At 63.7% G+C, this 16,210-nt stretch carries 21 protein-coding genes, 1 tRNA gene and 1 pseudogene; 7 read left to right on the top strand and 16 right to left on the bottom strand.

The genetic code is table 11. The features are described from left to right. Positions 1–175: 175 nt before the first annotated feature. Positions 176–613: a CoA-binding protein gene (locus tag CKO40_RS04035; protein WP_200344903.1), complete on the bottom strand. Its 438-nt coding sequence runs from the start codon at positions 611–613 to the stop codon at positions 176–178. Between the two features lie 25 nt (positions 614–638). Continuing rightward, the gene (locus CKO40_RS04030) at positions 639–839 is read right to left on the bottom strand and encodes a DUF134 domain-containing protein (protein ID WP_276570778.1); all 201 of its coding nucleotides are present in this window, start codon (positions 837–839) and stop codon (positions 639–641) included. Between the two features lie 210 nt (positions 840–1,049). Between CKO40_RS04030 and CKO40_RS04025 the strand changes: the two genes are divergently transcribed. Continuing rightward, a complete protein-coding gene (locus CKO40_RS04025) occupies positions 1,050–1,481 on the top strand; it encodes an HD domain-containing protein (RefSeq protein WP_200344902.1) in 432 nt (143 codons plus the stop codon). Positions 1,482–1,541: 60 nt separating this feature from the next. Here CKO40_RS04025 and CKO40_RS24145 read toward each other — a convergent pair whose 3' ends face one another. Beyond that, entirely contained in the window at positions 1,542–1,721 is a 180-nt protein-coding gene (locus CKO40_RS24145; RefSeq protein WP_242476803.1) for an SAM-dependent methyltransferase, read from the bottom strand. A gap of 175 nt (positions 1,722–1,896) precedes the next feature. Here CKO40_RS24145 and CKO40_RS04015 point away from each other — a divergent pair, with 175 nt between their 5' ends. Together CKO40_RS04015 and CKO40_RS25105 are read left to right on the top strand one after the other, a co-directional pair. Continuing rightward, the gene (locus CKO40_RS04015) at positions 1,897–2,649 is read left to right on the top strand and encodes an MBL fold metallo-hydrolase (protein WP_200344901.1); all 753 of its coding nucleotides are present in this window, start codon (positions 1,897–1,899) and stop codon (positions 2,647–2,649) included. A gap of 238 nt (positions 2,650–2,887) precedes the next feature. Continuing rightward, positions 2,888–2,983: pseudogene (locus CKO40_RS25105) on the top strand (DUF433 domain-containing protein); the annotation flags it as partial. 40 nt (positions 2,984–3,023) lie between these two features. On the opposite strand, the gene CKO40_RS24140 reads toward CKO40_RS25105, so the two are convergent. The 8 genes from CKO40_RS24140 to CKO40_RS03975 form a co-directional block, all read right to left on the bottom strand. After that, entirely contained in the window at positions 3,024–3,290 is a 267-nt protein-coding gene (locus CKO40_RS24140; protein WP_242476802.1) for a hypothetical protein, read from the bottom strand. Between the two features lie 78 nt (positions 3,291–3,368). After that, on the bottom strand, positions 3,369–3,656 hold the full coding sequence (locus CKO40_RS24135; protein WP_242476801.1) for a hypothetical protein: 288 nt from the start codon (positions 3,654–3,656) through the stop codon (positions 3,369–3,371). Next, positions 3,653–3,898, bottom strand: coding sequence for a CopG family antitoxin (locus tag CKO40_RS04000; RefSeq protein WP_200344900.1), 246 nt, complete (start codon positions 3,896–3,898; stop codon positions 3,653–3,655). The genes CKO40_RS24135 and CKO40_RS04000 overlap by 4 nt, the downstream gene beginning before the upstream one ends. Further along, positions 3,895–4,197, bottom strand: coding sequence for a BrnT family toxin (locus tag CKO40_RS03995; RefSeq protein WP_200344899.1), 303 nt, complete (start codon positions 4,195–4,197; stop codon positions 3,895–3,897). Before CKO40_RS03995 ends, CKO40_RS04000 begins: the two co-directional genes overlap by 4 nt. Positions 4,198–4,246: 49 nt before the next feature. Next, entirely contained in the window at positions 4,247–4,621 is a 375-nt protein-coding gene (locus CKO40_RS03990) for a DUF4276 family protein (RefSeq protein ID WP_200344898.1), read from the bottom strand. Beyond that, positions 4,614–4,808, bottom strand: coding sequence for a hypothetical protein (locus CKO40_RS03985; RefSeq protein WP_200344897.1), 195 nt, complete (start codon positions 4,806–4,808; stop codon positions 4,614–4,616). Before CKO40_RS03985 ends, CKO40_RS03990 begins: the two co-directional genes overlap by 8 nt. Further along, positions 4,805–5,995, bottom strand: a complete 1,191-nt coding sequence (locus tag CKO40_RS03980; RefSeq protein ID WP_200344896.1) for an AAA family ATPase — start codon at positions 5,993–5,995, stop codon at positions 4,805–4,807. Before CKO40_RS03980 ends, CKO40_RS03985 begins: the two co-directional genes overlap by 4 nt. 9 nt (positions 5,996–6,004) lie before the next feature. Continuing rightward, positions 6,005–7,672 (bottom strand): SNF2-related protein, encoded by a 1,668-nt coding sequence (locus CKO40_RS03975; protein ID WP_200344895.1) that lies wholly within the window; start codon positions 7,670–7,672, stop codon positions 6,005–6,007. A 94-nt stretch (positions 7,673–7,766) separates the two neighbouring features. Between CKO40_RS03975 and CKO40_RS24820 the strand changes: the two genes are divergently transcribed. Next, entirely contained in the window at positions 7,767–8,330 is a 564-nt protein-coding gene (locus tag CKO40_RS24820; protein WP_338074112.1) for a tyrosine-type recombinase/integrase, read from the top strand. Positions 8,331–8,340: 10 nt separating this feature from the next. Here CKO40_RS24820 and CKO40_RS03965 read toward each other — a convergent pair. Together CKO40_RS03965 and CKO40_RS03960 are read right to left on the bottom strand one after the other, a co-directional pair. Beyond that, positions 8,341–8,416 (bottom strand) — tRNA-Asn (locus CKO40_RS03965). Positions 8,417–8,524: 108 nt separating this feature from the next. Beyond that, positions 8,525–9,712 carry a pyridoxal phosphate-dependent aminotransferase gene (locus tag CKO40_RS03960; RefSeq protein WP_200344894.1) on the bottom strand — a complete coding sequence of 396 codons (1,188 nt, stop codon included), beginning with the start codon at positions 9,710–9,712 and terminating at the stop codon, positions 8,525–8,527. 393 nt (positions 9,713–10,105) lie between these two features. Here CKO40_RS03960 and uvrB point away from each other — a divergent pair, with 393 nt between their 5' ends. From uvrB to CKO40_RS03945, 3 genes are all read left to right on the top strand, one after another. Next, positions 10,106–12,112, top strand: coding sequence for an excinuclease ABC subunit UvrB (gene uvrB, locus CKO40_RS03955; protein ID WP_200344893.1), 2,007 nt, complete (start codon positions 10,106–10,108; stop codon positions 12,110–12,112). Positions 12,113–12,249: 137 nt separating this feature from the next. After that, positions 12,250–12,849 carry a Uma2 family endonuclease gene (locus CKO40_RS03950; RefSeq protein WP_200344892.1) on the top strand — a complete coding sequence of 200 codons (600 nt, stop codon included), beginning with the start codon at positions 12,250–12,252 and terminating at the stop codon, positions 12,847–12,849. A 76-nt stretch (positions 12,850–12,925) separates the two neighbouring features. After that, the gene (locus tag CKO40_RS03945) at positions 12,926–13,093 is read left to right on the top strand and encodes a hypothetical protein (protein ID WP_200344891.1); all 168 of its coding nucleotides are present in this window, start codon (positions 12,926–12,928) and stop codon (positions 13,091–13,093) included. 25 nt (positions 13,094–13,118) lie between these two features. On the opposite strand, the gene CKO40_RS03940 is transcribed toward CKO40_RS03945, so the two are convergent. From CKO40_RS03940 to CKO40_RS24815, 3 genes are all read right to left on the bottom strand, one after another. Then, on the bottom strand, positions 13,119–14,288 hold the full coding sequence (locus CKO40_RS03940) for a toxic anion resistance protein (RefSeq protein WP_200344890.1): 1,170 nt from the start codon (positions 14,286–14,288) through the stop codon (positions 13,119–13,121). A 194-nt stretch (positions 14,289–14,482) separates the two neighbouring features. After that, positions 14,483–15,433 carry a 5-bromo-4-chloroindolyl phosphate hydrolysis family protein gene (locus CKO40_RS03935; protein WP_207173372.1) on the bottom strand — a complete coding sequence of 317 codons (951 nt, stop codon included), beginning with the start codon at positions 15,431–15,433 and terminating at the stop codon, positions 14,483–14,485. Further along, positions 15,430–15,564: a hypothetical protein gene (locus CKO40_RS24815; protein ID WP_276570774.1), complete on the bottom strand. Its 135-nt coding sequence runs from the start codon at positions 15,562–15,564 to the stop codon at positions 15,430–15,432. Before CKO40_RS24815 ends, CKO40_RS03935 begins: the two co-directional genes overlap by 4 nt. Positions 15,565–16,210: the final 646 nt, after the last annotated feature.

Raw genomic sequence — 16,210 nt, 5'->3', positions numbered from 1 at the left:
TGCAGGGGGCCAACGCCGGGATGGTACCGCCGCAGTTTCCGGCCGAGGGCGTGCAGATCGTCGGGGTGGTCACCGGGGTCTTGCGTGTCACGCCGGCCGGCTAGCCTCTGGGGACGCGTTAGCAGGCGCGGCGCTCATCATCGATCCGTTGAGACCTGCGTCCGAACGGCCTGTTTCAGTACTTCCCGGCCATCTTCATGATCGCCTTGTGGATGCTGTGATAGCTCAGGCCACGGGTGACGTACATGACGGCACAGGTACCGGTGCGCAGGTTGATCCCGGACTCCTCGGCGAGGGCGATGGCCTCCGGGGTGTCGTGGGCCATGTGCACCCAGACATCCTGGATGCCCGCCTGGGCCGCGGCAGCGACCCAATCGTGCGTCTCCTGCTTCGGCACCTCGATGATCAGGGCCTCGACCGCTTCCGGCAGGGCCGTCAGATCCGGATAAGCCGGATCGCCGTCGATCTCCTGGGCGCTGGGATCAACCGCGTAGACGGTCTTACCGCGTCGCTTGAGGCCACGATAGCTCAGCAGCGGAAACGGCTTGGCCGCCGAGCGGCCGACAAGCGCAAAGCGCCGGTGGTCAAAGAAGGTTTCGCAATTCGATGGCATCAGGACTGCTCCTCGAGGTCAGGGGTTAGGGTGACTGGATAGCGTGGTCGGGCTCAGGGTCGGCGGTCGCTGCGTCGGTGTCGAGCAGCAGTCGTTCGCCACCGATGAGTGCCGCAGTCACAGTGCGGCGCGCCCGTGTCAGAATGCGCGCGAGCGTGGTGCGCGAGACGCCCATGCGGGCAGCGGCCTCCGCCTGATAGAGCCCTTCCAGATCTCGGAAATGCAGCGATACTATCGGGGTGCTCAGCGCCTGAGGCGCTGTTCGGGAGCCTGGGCGCTCGAACCCTTGTCAGCCGCCCGGGCGATGCGTCAATCAGTGGATGCGCGGATTAAGGCGATACGCCGACCAATCAGCACCGGGAGCGCATCGTGACGCAGTGAAACCAAGACCGTGCTACTGCGAGCCACGCACTCAGGATCACCGGAGGCCGCGCCAATGCACCTGCTCGAAACCGCCCTGCAGATCGCACTGGGCACCCATGCTGGCCAGACGGACAAGGCCGGCCGACCGTACATCCTGCATCCGCTTCGGCTGATGGCCGCGATGCACACCGACGAGGAACGGGCGGTCGCGCTGCTGCACGATGTGATCGAGGATGGGGACTGGGACCGCGCCCGCCTGATCGAGGCGGGAATTCCGGCGAAGGTGGCCGATGCGGTCGAGACCCTGAGCAGGCGCGATGGTGAGGGCTATCCGGCGTTCATCGAGCGGGTGCTCGGTAATCCCCTCGCCGCCCGCGTAAAGCGGGCCGACATCGAGGACAACCTGCAGGTGCTGCGCCTGCCGGTGCTGAGTGATGCGGACCTGGAGCGGGTCGCCAAGTACCACCGCGCCTGGCATCGGCTAAGCGATGCGCTTGCCGATTGACCCCATTGAACGCCGCAACAGCAGGCGCCCTGCCCTCGCAGGCGCCCTGCCCTCGCCGGTTCAGGGCTTGATATCGAGCACCGGGGTATCGGCGAACACATCGATCTCGATCACGTTGCCGTCGATGCCGAGCACCCGGCACCGGCTCAGCGCGATCAGGAGAGCGATGAGCGCGACTTCGGCTGATCGGGCGGATGAGGCGGATCGCTGCGCTTGAGTCGCATTGAAGCACCGAGCCAAAGCAGATACAGGCCCCGAGCAGCTTGATCAGAACGATCAGTGCATCCGAAAGCCGATAGCCCTGACACGACAACGCGGTCGGGATGGCAAATCCCATTTCTTCTCCGCCGTATACTGGAAATGCATCTTACCCAGCCACGATAATGACAGCCCCCGATTCAGAGGTCGCTCCCGCATGATCTTCAAGCAGCTGTTCGAGTCCGATTCCTCCACCTATACCTATTTGATCGCCTGTGAGCACAGCCGCCAGGCGATCCTGATCGATCCCGTCATCGATACCGTCGAGCGTGATCTGCAGGTGCTCAAGGACCTCGGGCTGACGCTGATGGCAACGCTGGAAACCCATGTGCATGCCGATCATCTCACCGGCGCGCGGCGGCTGAAACAGCGCTCAGGCTGCCAGACCGCCTATCCGAAGATGCTCGACCTACCCTGTGCCGATCTCGGCGTGCAGGAGGGCGAGGCCTTCGTGGTCGGCTCGGTAAGCCTGCATCCGCTGTTCACCCCTGGCCACACCGATCATCACCATGCCTACCTGATCGATACCCCGGTGCAGAAGCTGCTGTTCACCGGTGATGCGCTGTTGATCGAGGCCTGTGGTCGCACCGACTTTCAATCCGGCGATGCCGCGACGCTCTACCACAGCATCCACAACAAGCTGTTCTCGCTCCCGGACGAGACCCTGGTCTATCCCGGCCACGATTACGAGCAGCGCTGTGTCTCGAGCATCGCCCAGGAGAAGGCGCGCAATCCGCGCCTCGGTCAGGGCCGCCCGAAAGAGGACTTCGTCGCGCTGATGGACGGGCTCGGCCTGCCCTATCCACGCAAGATCGACTTTGCGGTGCCGGGCAATGAGGACTGCGGCGCCTGCCCTACCAATGTGCCGGAACAGTTCCGCGGTCCCTGCTCGGCCAGCGATCAGGGGTGAGTAGACCGAACGCCCTCAAAGCACCGCTACAAGCCTGGCTGTCGGAACGACGGCAAGACCGCAGAGACTTCGCTGAGCACCGCAAGGCGCTGCACTGTAACTGGGATGCCGGCACGAACATCCTGCTCGTCGACTACTCAGCGCTGCTCGGCAGCGACTGCCCGCATGCGGTCAGCGACTGGACCTCGGGCTTCGCCACCCCGCGCTATGCCGAAGGGCTGTTTGAAGCCGCCTGCGTCTGCGAAATGAATTGCACCGCATCACGATCGACCCCGAGATCTGCGGCGGACGGCCCTGCATCCGGGGCCTGCGAATCCGGGTCAAGGATGTCCTCGTGAAGTGGACCCCATGTCCAGGACAATTTTCTCCCGAGTTTAAGCTGTGCCGGTTAGGTCACATGCAGCGTCTTGACGCTGCCCTTGCTCGGCCGTGGGTCCGGCCCCGGCGGAGCGTAGCGGAGCCGGGGCCGGACCCACGGCCGAGCTGCTATGCACCGCGATCCCCGCGCCGCCGCCCTCGCCGAGCAGTTGCCAGGCCAGCTCGCCCCAGAGGGTGGTGACCTTTTGGCCATTGTCTTTGACCAGCTGCTGACTGGGCGCCAGGGCGATGCCGTCGAGGATCGCGACGCGGGCCTTCGGCAAGTTTGTGATACCGGCCTCATCGAGGATCGGCGGGATGCCGGTCAGCGCCTCGGTGCCGACCTGCCGGGAGGCCAGGTGTTAGACCCCGAGCATGGTGTGGGTCTTACCGCCACCGAAGGCGGTCTGTAGCTGGATCACCGGATCGCCGCCTTGCCCGGCGAGGCGCTGGGCGACCGAGATCAGCAGCAGGCGCATGCCCTCGGTGATGAAGGTGCGGGCGAAGAAGGCCTCGGCGTCTTGGTACTCGGGCGGCGCGGTGCCCTTGGCGACCTGGGAGATGTCAGCGGCGAACTCGGACTGCTTGAAGGTGCCGTGCAGGACATCCTTGTGTGGGCGGGCGATCTCGCGCCGGGGTTTGAGGCTCATACTTCACCGAGACGTTCGTGCACCCATTGAGAGAGGAGCTCTCCCTCCGAGAGCTGAGCTTGGCGCGCCTTGGATCGCAGCGCGCGGGCATCGCGGCTGGAAAGACGCACTTGAAATCGGTCTGCTTGTTGAAACACGGGGGTGGTGACTTCTTCAAGCTCGTCTTCGAAATCAGTCAGGTCATGGGCTTGCCAAAATTCAGCAAGCTCCGAGATTGAATCGGTGTTGAGTAGGTGTTTCATCGCGTTTTCCACTGTTGGTAGCGTTTTCTCTCTCGGTCAGTCATCGTCCGCGCCGTAACTGGATAGCCCATTCCGTCGGGAAAGCTGATGACGATGCAGAGCAAATGCCGACCACCAAGGGTCTCGCCGAGGACATGATAGACCGGGTTATCGCCTTCAGATTTTGCTTTGAGGACCATCGATCTCCCAAAGCAGACTTCTTCAAACTCATCAGGGTCAACGCCATGCCTTGCGAGATGGTCGACCCGACTCTCAGGCCATAACAATTGCTTGATCATCGTTTGACGCTTATCGTCCACCGCTGATCTTCCTTGCGCGGGCGGACGATCTCACGCCAGGGTTTGAGGCTCATCGTTCAGCTCCTGCAAGACATTGAATTCCGGTGATTAGCACATTGAAGCTACGAGACCGATTGGTCGATGGGTTCAGCTCACGACCAATCGCACGCGATCCGGCGACTTTTTGGTAGGTCGGCGCAAGCCGCTTCAGTTCCTGGGCCGCGTTGGGCAGGCGATCCGGTTCGCGATACTTCGCGCTGCGATCCTGCTTGGCCAGGTTCCGCGGACCAATCGCGCGACCCACCGCTGCCAGATCGCCGAGATAGAAGCTCTCTAGCTCACGACAGGCGATCCGCACCAGGGCACTGGGCTGCCCCGCTGCGCAACAGGTCGCAACCAGTCTGGACTTGATCGCCTTGCAGTCGCCGGAATCTTGATCACGCATGACGATGAACTGACTTTCTGGATTCCAGCCAGGCCCTGAGCCGAATGGGTAGGCGTTTCTCCAGATCCTGCTTGCCTTCGAAGACGACGAACTGGGTCGTACACGGCTCCGGCAGCACCTTGGGTAAAATCCCTTGCAACAGCTCTTTCGCTGACGGCTCTTCAAGGAAGAAGACCAAATGTGTCATTGTGGTCCAGCCCCCCGAAAGAATCCCTCCTTCCAGAGATAGCCCATCTGATCCCCCTCGGCCATGAAGGCGGCAATCTGTTCATCATCGCGTGCACGCTTGATCTTGGTCGATCCCTGCTCCCTGATCAGCCAATACACTTCATCGAGCTGTGTAGCGTTCAGAAAATCTGGCGAATGCGTGGAAACGAAGACCTGTCCACCCTGTTCAGCATAGGCGCGAAATTCTTCAGCGAGCTCCCACAGCAAGGTGGGATACAACTGGTTTTCGGGCTCCTCGACGCAGAGCAGTGGATGCGGATCAGGGTCATACAGCAAGACCAGATAAGCGAACATCTTGATCGTGCCGTCACTGACATACCGATCAATAAACGGGTCGGTAGAACTCTCATCCTGAAAGCGCAGAACCAAACGACCGTCTTCTGTCAATATCGGCTCGACGTCGCTGACACCAGGAACTCGATGCTGCATAACCGAAACGATCTTGCGGAAAACATCCGGAGCATTCTCGAAAAGATTGCGGGCAACGAGCTGAAGATTATCGCCAGTAACCGAGAGGTGATTCGACTCGCCGATAACATCCTTGCTGCCTCTAGCGAGGTTGATATGGAAATCGGAGACATGCCAATTCTCTAGCAATTGACGCAGGGAATTCGCGGCCTTGAAGCGCTCGAACTGTCCTAATCCCTTGATTGCAAGGGCATCTCTAGAAACGGTCTGCATTTCGCGTTCTAGGGCATCATCCTGCTTGTCGAAATCCTCCTCATTGGTGACTGCAGACCCTGACCCATTGGCAAAATCAATAAAATGAAAAGGCGACCCATAGCGTCCGCGCTTATACCTCAGGATCTCGCGTCTCACCACGGGTTTACGCTCATCAAGCCCAATCTCAAGAAAATAGGTCACGAGACGCTCGATACCGGCAATCTCCATCCGAAAACGCAGCTCGATCTCGATCGATTCGTGCGGATCGACGTTGCGACTGATGACCTCATTAAAACCGCCCCGTGCCTGCAGCGCCTGACGGACATTGAAGGTCAGGCAATCCTTGAGAAAGCCGAAGACATCGAACAGGGTCGATTTCCCCGAGCCGTTGGCCCCGACGATGACGCACAAGCGCGGGATATCGTCGATGCAGGCATCGCGAAAATTCTTGAAGTTCTTGAGTCGGATCGAGGCGATTCGCATCGGATGACCTCACAGCCCCAAACCAATCTGCTCACCCCGCGAGCCGGTTTCGTAGGAGGCGGCGACGATGGCGCTCCAGGAGGCGATCAGCTCGTTGTAGGGGCGGCCATCGGCGGTGAACAGCTCCGGCTGGTCTTGCAGCAGGCTGGAGAGTTGTTCGCACTTCTTGTCGTTGCCGGACTCGACCAGCTGCTTGGCTTGGCGCTCGAGGTCGCTGAGGATCAGTATCTCGGCCTCGAGCTCGGGGATGGTCTCGGCGGCGGTGGCCTGATCCACCACCTGCTCGGCAAAGCGCTCGTAATCTTCGGCGCTGAGTTCCTCGTCCAGCTCGTCGAAGTCCTCGGGGAGTTCGAGCTTCTTTTTTTTGACGCTGTACTCGCCGAGGGTCTCAGCGACCTGGTGGCCTTGCCCGTTTGCTGCGCCCTTTCCAGCCTGCACGGCCTGGCCTTTGGCAATGAGCTTGGTCTCTTCTAGCCGTGCGTCGAGCCGTTTGCGACGGCGCTTGAGGGACTGGTAGATGGCCTCGGGGCTGGAGGCGAGCCGACGCTGCAGCTGGGTGAGCGCGAAGCCGATGGTGTTGCGCTTCTTGCCGTCGAGTTTGTCGGCGCGATTCATCTCCTCACGCACGTAGGTGGTGACCTGTTCGTAGAGGGAGGCCTCAAGCGAGGACAGCTCGTAATTGGCGGTGTAGGCGCGACGCTCGGGGAACAGCGGGGTGCCGTCGAACTTGAGCAGCTCCTCCTTGACCATGCGGCGCATCATGTCGGAGACGTCGACCTTGTGCGTGCCTTCGCGGAACTTGCCGTAGAAACGATCCCCGTCCAGCAGCGAGAGCCAGATTTGGAAGTCGGCTTCCTTGCCGTTGTGGGGCGTGGCGGTCATCAGCAGCAAGTGGCGCGCGATGGCGCTGAGCTGCTTCCCAAACTTGAAGCGTTTGGTCTCGCTGACCTTGTTGCCGGAGTACGTCGCCGAGAGCTTGTGCGCCTCGTCGACGATGATCAGGTCCCATTCGGTGTTGCAGAGCTTGTCCTGGAAGTCTGTGTTGCGGGACAGCTGATCGAGCCGGCAGATGAGTCGGTCTTGCTCCTCGAAATAATTGCCGGCCGCGCTCTGCTCTTGCTTCTCGCGACTGAAGATCTCAAAGCGCAGGTCGAACTTCTCGAGCAACTCGTCCTGCCATTGCTCGGTGAGCCCGCCGGGAGAGACGATCAGGATGCGCCGGGCATCGGCGCGCATCAGCAGCTCGCGCATCAGCAGGCCAGCCATGATGGTCTTGCCGGCGCCGGGGTCATCGGCGAGGACGAAGCGCAGCGGCTGCTTGGGCAGCATGGCCTCGTAGACGGCGGCGATCTGATGGGGCAGCGGTTCGACGTTGGCGCTGTGCACCGCCATCATTGGGTCGAACAGCGCCGCTTGGCTGATGCGGTAGGCTTCAAGAGCGAGCTTGAAGTCCGCGCCATCGGCATCGAAGGCCCAGGGGCGACCGGCTTGGGCCCGTTCCAGACGCGCCTCGTCGGTGCGAATCAGCATCTGCCCGCCGAGGTTGCCCTGGCTGTCCTTGTAGATGACGGTGACGGCATGCTCGCCGACCGGCTCGACCTGGGCGATGCGGACAATGTCGTCAGGCAGAATGCCGCGGACCTGGGCGTCCTTCTTCAGGGCTTCGAGCTTGAGCATGGGTTAGCCATGAGCGGCTACGACAGCGCCTGGCCAGGAGCCGCTTCCGCTGGGCGGGGGGAGTGGCGACCAGGTCCTGTCGCCGTCAGAAAGCATGGCGCGCAACAGCCGCAGTAATGGGGTTGCAGGAACGAACAGAAAGGCAACGCGGGTCATGAGCCCTGGCTCAGCGCGTCCAAAGGTGGCGTTGTGTCAGCTCCATCACGCATCTCCGAATGCGCGGACGCGACTACACCTTAGCCTTGCGCGTCCTTGTGTCATCATAGCATCCGATGCTAAGCCGAGACCTTTGCCCAAGAGGGTTGATCTAGGGCAGGTGCACGGAAGCTCGCGGAGTGTTCAGTGGCAAATCGGGTGGCTTGCCGACCACTGTCAGCACGACCCGTGCGAGAAAAAATACAAAGCCAGCGCCTGCCTCAAGTCCCACCTAGGATCCCACCAAAAACACGACCTGCGCCACACCTGCGCCGCCTGGCTGGTTCAGGCTGGCGTCCCAATGGCCGAGGTCCGCGATGTCCTGGGCCACTGCACGCTCGCGATGACCGAGCGCTATGCGCACCTAGCACCGGAGAACCTCCGGACTGCCGTCGCTCACCTCGACCGTTCCAAATCACGTTTAAGTCACGCCCGACCCGAACCGACAAAGGAGGCTAGCTAAGTGCTTGAATTGGCTCCCCGAACTGGACTCGAACCAGTGACCCACTGATTAACAGTCAGTTGCTCTACCAGCTGAGCTATCGGGGAATTGATCGAGCCGCGTATACTACCTTTCCCTCGTTAAGTCGTCAAGCGGCAAAACGCCTCTTCGGTGACTTCCGCTTGGTGAGCCGGTCGGCCGACAACAGGCGTCAATCAGCCCGCGACACGGGCCAGGCGGTCGAGCGCGTTCTCGAGGTTCTCCCGGCTGGTGGCGATCGAGATCCGCGCGTAGCCGGGCGCGCCGAACGCGGAGCCGGGGACGAGCGCGACACCGGCCTGTTCGATCAGCTGCTCGGCAAGCTCGAGATCGGTCCGCACGCCATCTAGCGCGTCGATCAGACCTTGTACCTTCGGGAAGACGTAGAAGGTGCCGTCGGTCGGCAGGCATTCGATGCCCTGGATGGCGTTCAATCGCTCGACCACAAGGTCGTGGCGCTCCTTGAACGCCGAGAGCATCTCGCCGATGCACTCCTGCGGCCCCTCGAGTGCCGCTTGGGCGGCCACCTGCGCGATCGAGGTCGGGTTCGAGGTGCTCTGCGACTGCACCTTCTTCATCGCCTTGATCACCGCCTCCGGTCCGCCGGCGTAGCCGATGCGCCAGCCGGTCATCGAGTAGGCCTTGGAGACGCCGTTGAGCACCATGGTACGCGGCAGCAGATCCGGGCAGGCCATCACGATGTTGACGAAGGCGCCGCGATCCGGCCACAGGATATGCTCGTACATATCGTCGGTGGCGATCAGCGCGCGCGGGAAGTCGCGCAGCACGTCGCCAAGGGCTTCGAGCTCATCGCGGCTGTAGGCCATTCCGGTCGGGTTCGACGGGCTATTGATCACGACCAGCTTGGTCTTGTCGGTCATCGCACCGCGCAGCTGGTTCGGCGTGATCTTGAACCGCTGCTCGGCCCCGGCCTGCACCAGCACCGGCGCGGCGCTGGCGAGCAGCACCATGTCCGGATACGACACCCAGTACGGCGCCGGGATCACGACCTCGTCGCCCGGGTCCAGCACCGCCTGCGCCAGATTGTAGAAGCTCTGCTTGCCGCCGCAGGAGACCAGGATCTGCTCCGGCGCATAGTCGAGCCCGTTGTCGCGCTGGAACTTGGCGATGATGGCATGCTTGAGCTCGATCGTGCCGTCAACCGCCGTGTACTTGGTGAAGCCGGCTTTGATGGCGTCGATGGCGGCCTGCTTGATGTGATCGGGCGTGTCGAAATCCGGCTCCCCTGCCCCCAAACCAATCACGTCCTTCCCCGCTGCACGCAGCTCCTTGGCGCGTGCTGTGATGGCAAGGGTGGCCGATGGCTTGACGGCTTGGACACGATTGGAGAGCTTGGTGGTCATCGCTGATGAATCTCGGGGTAGCGCAGTAGATAAAGGCAGATCAAGGCAACAGCAGCGCCCTAGTCAGGCCAGGGGTCTCGAGCTAAGGGTCTGTCCGCAAGCAATTGAACCTTGGATGCAAGGGCAGCCAAGTGATTCTTGCCGCCGGCTAGCCGGCGCTACTCGGGCTATTTGCGGACCACCCTAACGCTGCTGATAGACAAAGTTGGCATTCGGCAACTGGCGCCCGATCATAGCGAATCGAAACGGCGCACGCGACGCGCGCGTTCCAACCCGGTCAAGACCCTTGCTGCGAGCGAGATGCCTCGGCTTCAGTCGAAGCCGGTAGGGGGTCCTGCCCGCCTCGAGCCGCCCATCTTCACCCACCTCGATGCCACCCTGGATCATCCCGCTATGTCCCGTCCCTTCGAGCTCGTCTGCGATTTCCAGCCCGCCGGTGATCAGCCAGAGGCGATCCGCCGTCTGACCGAAGGGCTGAACGACGGCGAGGCCGGAATGACACTGTTAGGCGTCACCGGTTCGGGCAAGACCTTCACCATCGCCAACGTCGTTGAACGGGTGCAGCGCCCGACCCTGGTGCTGGCGCCGAACAAGACGCTGGCGGCACAGCTCTACGGCGAGATGCGCGAGTTCTTCCCGCACAACGCGGTCGAGTATTTCGTCTCCTACTACGATTACTACCAGCCCGAGGCCTATGTGCCGGCCTCGGACACCTACATCGAGAAGGACGCCTCGATCAACGAGCACATCGAGCAGATGCGCCTGTCGGCGACCAAGGCCCTGCTCGAGCGCCCGGATGTCATCCTGGTCGCGACCGTCTCCAGCATCTACGGCCTCGGTGACCCAGAGGCCTATCTGAAGATGGTGCTGCACCTCTCACGCGGCGACCTGATCGACCAGCGCGCGATCCTGCGCCGGCTCGCAGCGCTGCAGTATCGGCGCAACGAGATCGAGCTCGCGCGCGGCTCCTATCGGGTGCGCGGCGATGTGATCGATATCTACCCGGCCGAGTCGGACGACGAGGCGGTGCGCGTCGAGTTGTTCGACGACGAGATCGAGAACCTGTCGCTGTTCGACCCACTGACCGGCGAATCGAAGCGCCGGGTGCCGCGCTACACGGTGTTCCCGAAGACCCACTATGCGACCCCGCGCGAGGTGATCCTGAACGCGGTCGAGCAGATCAAGGTCGAGCTCAAGGAACGACTGAACTGGCTGCGCGATCACGACAAGCTGGTTGAGGCGCAACGGCTCGAGCAGCGCACCATCTTCGACCTGGAGATGATGGTCGAGGTCGGCTACTGCTCCGGGATCGAGAACTACAGCCGTTATCTCTCCGGCCGCGGCCCCGGCGAGCCGCCGCCGACCCTGTTCGACTATCTGCCCAAGGATGCGCTGATCTGCATCGACGAGAGCCATGTCACCGTGCCGCAGCTCGGCGGCATGTTCCGCGGCGACCGCTCGCGCAAGGAGAACCTGGTCGACTACGGCTTCCGGCTGCCTTCGGCGCTCGACAACAGGCCGCTGCGCTTTGAGGAGTTCGAGGCACGCCGGCCGCAGACCATCTACGTCTCGGCGACCCCGCGCCAGTACGAGATCGAGCACTCGGGCGCCGTAGTCGAGCAGGTGGTGCGCCCCACCGGCCTGGTCGACCCCGAGGTTGAAGTACGCCCGGCCAGAACTCAGGTCGACGACCTGCTCTCCGAGATCCGGGTCTGCACGGCGCGCAACGAGCGCGTGCTCGCGACCACGCTGACCAAGCGCATGGCCGAGGACCTGACCGATTATCTCGGTGAGCACGGCATCCGGGTGCGCTATCTGCACTCGGACATCGACACCGTCGAGCGGGTCGAGATCATTCGGGATTTAAGACTCGGCGAGTTCGACGTGCTGGTCGGCATCAACCTGCTGCGCGAGGGGCTGGATATGCCCGAGGTCTCGCTAGTCGCGATCCTCGACGCCGACAAGGAGGGGTTCCTGCGTTCCGAGGGCTCGCTGATCCAGACCATCGGCCGCGCCGCGCGCAATGCCCACGGCAAGGCCATCCTCTATGCCGACGAGATCACCGGCTCGATGCGGCGCGCGATCGACGAGACCGAGCGCCGTCGCGCCAAGCAGATCGCCCACAACGAGGCGCACGGGATCACCCCGCAGACGATCAAGAAGGCAGTCGCCGACATCATGGAGGCGCACGCGCCGGGCGCGCCGATGAAGGCGCGCGACTATGCCAAGGTCGCCGACGAGATGGCCGAGTACGCGGACCTGAGCCCAGCGCAGATGGCGAAGAAGGTCAAGGCGCTCGAGAAGGAGATGTACCGCGCCGCCAAGGAGCTGGAGTTCGAGCGCGCTGCCGCGCTGCGCGATCAGATCAAAACGCTGCGCGAGCGCGGGTTGGCGGCTTGAGTCGGGGGGCGTCCGTTGGCGAGGCCGGCACCTACCCGCGTTCAGGGATCGGGGAAACAACAAGCCGGACAGCCGGTTGTCGCGCGGCGCGCGCTCGTCGATACTGATGTGCCAACCATTGCTGGAGCTTCGGCACCATGTCTCTCGCGTTGCGCGACCCGCACCGGCATACCTACGGCGAATATTGTGACTGGCCCGAGGATCAACGCTACGAGCTGATCGACGGCGTAGCCTATACGATGGCGCCCGCGCCGAGCAGACAGCACCAACGGCTCACCTTCGAGCTGGCGCGTGAGATCGCCGGCGTGCTGGACGGAAGCGGCTGCGAGGTCAACATCGCCCCGTTCGATGTCCGGCTCCCGCAGGGGGATGAAGCGGACGCAGACATCGCCACGGTGATCCAACCAGACATCAGCGTGGTCTGCGACCCGTCCAAGCTCGATGCTAGGGGCTGTCGTGGAGCGCCCGATTGGCTCATCGAGGTCCTGTCGCCGAGCACCGCCGCTCATGATCAGGTGCGCAAGCTCGCGCTCTACGAGCGCCACGGCGTCAAGGAATACTGGCTGGTGCACCCCGTCGACCGCGTGGTGATCATCTATCGCCTGGAAAACGGTGTCTACGGACGTCCGCTGGTCTCCGAGCTACAGGGCCGCTCCGGTTGCCGGGCTTGTCCCGGTGCGGAGATCGACTGGGAGCGCGTGGTCAAGGGCCTGCCCGCCACCTCCAGCGCCGGGTGATTGGCTCATGCCCGCAAACTCGCATCCTGACGACCCCTCCGCCATCTATCAACTACCCCGCCCTAAAGGGCGGAGCTTGCGGAGCGAAGCGGAACAGGATCGCAAGTGGGAGGAGAATCAGGCCGAGCTGCGGCGGATGAACGAGGCGCTGCTCGCCATGGCCAAGAAGCACGACCGCAGGCAGCATCGGCGGGCTGGGCGCCCGCTGGGGACTGAACGCCGAGCAGGGCTCGGCAAGCGCTGATCGATCGGCATCGGCTCAGGCGCCATCACCCCCGCGGCGGCGCGCTGGCGGCGGCCAGGGTCTTGCGCAGCTCGGTCTCCATCTGCTCTAGCTCGGCGCCGGCGGCGGCGCGGGCGCGCTTGCCCTCATCGGCGATCTGCAGGCTCTCCTCGATGGTCTCGATCAGGGTCCGATTGGCCTCCTTGACCGTCTCGATGTCGAACACGCCGCGCTCGATCTGACGCCGCGCCTCGGCATTCGCGGTCTTCAGGTTGGCCGCATTGGCCTTGAGCAGATCATTGGTCAGATCGGTCGCGGCCTTGACCGTCTCGGCGGCACGGCCCGAACGGTAGATGGTGACCGCCTGCGCGAGCTGCTGGCGCCACAGCGGCACGGTGTTGACCAGGGTCGAATTGATCTTGTTGATCAGGCCCTTGTCGTTCTCCTGCACCAGCCGGATGCTCGGCAGCGCCTGCATCGCCACCTGCCGGGTCAGGCGCAGATCATGGACACGCCGCTCGAGGTCGTCGCGCGCGGTGCGCAGGTCGCGCAGGTTCTGCGCCTCGACCATGTCCTCGGCCTGCTCGACCTTGGCCGCGAGTCGCGGGATGGCCTCGTTGTCGAGCTCCTCCAGCTTCGCCTGGCCGGCGGCGATGTAATGCTCGAGCTCGCGGAAGTAGTCGAGATTGGCGTCATAGAGCCGGTCGAGCGCGGTCACATCGGTCAGCAGCCGGGTCTTGTGGCGTTCGAGGTCGATGGTGATGCGGTCGATGTGGTCACGCACCTCCTCGTACTCCTGTAAGAAGCGCAGGATCGGCTTGCCGGCGCCGAACAGCCGCTTGAAGAAGCCGGGTTTCGCGTTCGGGTCCATCGCCTCGACATTGAACCCGCGCAAGGTGCCGACCATCTCGCTCAGGGTCTGGCCGGCGGCGCCGGTGTCCTTGTTGCGCACGCCCTCGAGCATCTGATCCGAGACCGCTGTCAGCTGCTGCTGCGCCTTGGCCCCGAAGTGCATGATCGAGCTGCTGTCGGTCAGATCCAGCTCGGCCAACAGGCCCTTGATCTCGGCCTGCTCGGCCGGTGGGGCGTCGGCCAGCGCGACGACCTCCTGGCCGGCGGCAGCAGCGGGGCTGGTCGCAGGCGTACCAACGGATGCTGCCGACCGTTCGTTGGCCGCTGGTGTCTGTTCTGGCCTCGTGGTGGGCTTCTCGCTCATGGTCATCGCTGCTCCTCTTGGTACGGCGCTGGGCGACCGGATCATCGGTCAAGCCAATCGCCTATGCTATACCGGCTGGGGGTTGGCGGTGATAACGAGGCCGCAATCACCTGCGTCGTCGGCCTAGTCGAGTCAGTGCTTCGGCGCCGGGGCGCTGCCGGGGCTAAGGCGATTTCTGTCAAAGCTCATACCGCCTAACGAATCCCCTCTTGATCGAGCTGCTTCTTCAGCACTTCGATCTGCACATCGAGATCGAGCACGTCGGCCTCGCGCAGCCGCTCGCGCTGGCGCGCGAACTGCTCCTCGATCGTGATCAGGGCGGTCCGGAAGTTCTGCTCCAGCTCGGCCGAATCGGCGTAGCGATGGGTGCGCGCATAGCCATCCGAGACCTGCTCCGCGCCTTCAAGGAAGACGGTCAGGAACCGGCGGGCACGGCGCAGATCGGACGGGCGCTCGGCGATCTGCGCCAGGATGCCGCGCCCGAGCTCGGCGATGCGCGCCAGCCGCGTGCTGAGCTCGCGGTTGTGGATCGCGTCGGCGGCGCGCTCAATGTTGATCAGCCGATCCTCGGCCTCGGCGAGGGCCTCGAGTACCGCCCGTGACTCCTTGTCTTGCGCTGGCGGCGACTCCCCGACCCAGAACGGCTCGAGGCCATAGGTCAGATGATAGCCAAGCAGCGCGACCGCGCCGAAGCCGAGGCCGATCGCCAGCGGATAACCGATCCCCAGCACCGCTGCGGTGCCGGTTCCGAGCGCCAACAGGCCTGCCGCTAGATTCCGGAGCGGCAACCGCCAGGTGCGGCCAAAGCGGCGGAACCGTCGATTCTCCGGTGGCGGCACGGAGGCGAGCGAGGCGCGCCGGGTGAGCACTGCAGAGAGCGCAATCAACCCCCAGGCCAGCGCATCAGCGACGAAGCCGTCGAACCGGCCCCAGGCGAGCGCGATCACGGCCGCAAGTAACAGTGGTGCCGAGACGATCCAAAGCAGGAGCGCCTGCACCGGCCGCACCCGACGCGGTGGGCGCGCCGTTGCTCCAGCCGGCGTGAGCGCCTGCCCCCGCTCCCGCAGCCATTGGGCGGCCGGACCGGTCACGCCAAGCCGGTTCAGCAGCTCTTGAAGGTTTGTATCGGGTCCGCGCGTGGTCATAGGAAGAATAACGACTGGCAGGACACGAGTCCGACACTCCAGAACAGCAGCAGCGCACCGAGGATACGTGCACCGATGCCGGGTCGTGAGCGCATCGGCCGGGGTGGCTCAGGTGGTTGGGGAACAGGCATCGGGAATCTCGTTTTGGGGCTTCTGGCGTTTTGGGGCTTCTGGTCATCTCATCGGCCGTGCCGCCGGGCCGGTCTGCACCGGTCCTTCAGTGGCCGGGGCATTGTCCGATCATTGTCCGATCGCGCCGCTGGCGGGCCGGCCGAACCGTTGGAGGCGAGCAGGCATGACGTCGCACAAGGGCGGCACGCTGCGGTTCAGCGCGCACTGCAATGGGCGGGCGCTTGTGGCCCAATGATACGCCCCAGCGCTCGCCATGCGCTTCGTCGTCCGGTTCGGCTGCAAGGCCGGCCGGAGCAATACGCTCTGCGCTCGCTCGACAGATGCTCCCGACGAACCGGCTCACCGGACGCCGTCGCTGACCGGTTCAAGGCAGGCGTCACCGAGACCGCTCCGTGGGGCCAGTGGTTGGCAGTTGCCGCTGCTCCATGGGAACATGGAGCCTCAATCTGATCCAACGCAAGCAACCGTCGCCTCCAGGATCACGTTGATGGTGCTTTTGAAGTACTCTGCGCCGCACCTGAGCCCTTGGCACCGCAGGCAGGCGTCGATGACGTCCGAGCGGGCGCGGGGGCTGATGTCCGGTCGCGCCTGTCCGGTCGCGCCTCCCCGGTCGCGACTGTCCGGTCGCGTCGGGCATGCGTCTTT

The sequence above is a fragment of the Halochromatium glycolicum genome, assembly GCF_016584085.1.
Classification (GTDB): Bacteria; Pseudomonadota; Gammaproteobacteria; order Chromatiales; family Chromatiaceae; genus Lamprobacter; species Lamprobacter glycolicus.
Note: the sequence above shows the minus strand (reverse complement) of the source record. Positions and strands in the feature narration are given on the sequence as shown.

Excerpts from the sequence above, each read along its gene's own strand:
- CKO40_RS04035 (WP_200344903.1), bottom strand. The coding sequence starts at position 613 with ATGCCATCGAATTGCGAAACCTTCTTTGACCACCGGCGCTTTGCGCTT.
- CKO40_RS04025 (WP_200344902.1), top strand. The coding sequence starts at position 1,050 with ATGCACCTGCTCGAAACCGCCCTGCAGATCGCACTGGGCACCCATGCT.
- CKO40_RS04015 (WP_200344901.1), top strand. The coding sequence starts at position 1,897 with ATGATCTTCAAGCAGCTGTTCGAGTCCGATTCCTCCACCTATACCTAT.
- CKO40_RS24135 (WP_242476801.1), bottom strand. The coding sequence starts at position 3,656 with ATGAGCCTCAAACCCCGGCGCGAGATCGCCCGCCCACACAAGGATGTC.
- CKO40_RS04000 (WP_200344900.1), bottom strand. The coding sequence starts at position 3,898 with ATGAAACACCTACTCAACACCGATTCAATCTCGGAGCTTGCTGAATTT.
- CKO40_RS03990 (WP_200344898.1), bottom strand. The coding sequence starts at position 4,621 with ATGCGTGATCAAGATTCCGGCGACTGCAAGGCGATCAAGTCCAGACTG.
- CKO40_RS03985 (WP_200344897.1), bottom strand. The coding sequence starts at position 4,808 with ATGACACATTTGGTCTTCTTCCTTGAAGAGCCGTCAGCGAAAGAGCTG.
- CKO40_RS03980 (WP_200344896.1), bottom strand. The coding sequence starts at position 5,995 with ATGCGAATCGCCTCGATCCGACTCAAGAACTTCAAGAATTTTCGCGAT.
- CKO40_RS03975 (WP_200344895.1), bottom strand. The coding sequence starts at position 7,672 with ATGCTCAAGCTCGAAGCCCTGAAGAAGGACGCCCAGGTCCGCGGCATT.
- CKO40_RS24820 (WP_338074112.1), top strand. The coding sequence starts at position 7,767 with ATGGCGCGCAACAGCCGCAGTAATGGGGTTGCAGGAACGAACAGAAAG.
- CKO40_RS03960 (WP_200344894.1), bottom strand. The coding sequence starts at position 9,712 with ATGACCACCAAGCTCTCCAATCGTGTCCAAGCCGTCAAGCCATCGGCC.
- uvrB (WP_200344893.1), top strand. The coding sequence starts at position 10,106 with ATGTCCCGTCCCTTCGAGCTCGTCTGCGATTTCCAGCCCGCCGGTGAT.
- CKO40_RS03950 (WP_200344892.1), top strand. The coding sequence starts at position 12,250 with ATGTCTCTCGCGTTGCGCGACCCGCACCGGCATACCTACGGCGAATAT.
- CKO40_RS03940 (WP_200344890.1), bottom strand. The coding sequence starts at position 14,288 with ATGAGCGAGAAGCCCACCACGAGGCCAGAACAGACACCAGCGGCCAAC.
- CKO40_RS03935 (WP_207173372.1), bottom strand. The coding sequence starts at position 15,433 with ATGACCACGCGCGGACCCGATACAAACCTTCAAGAGCTGCTGAACCGG.
- CKO40_RS24815 (WP_276570774.1), bottom strand. The coding sequence starts at position 15,564 with ATGCCTGTTCCCCAACCACCTGAGCCACCCCGGCCGATGCGCTCACGA.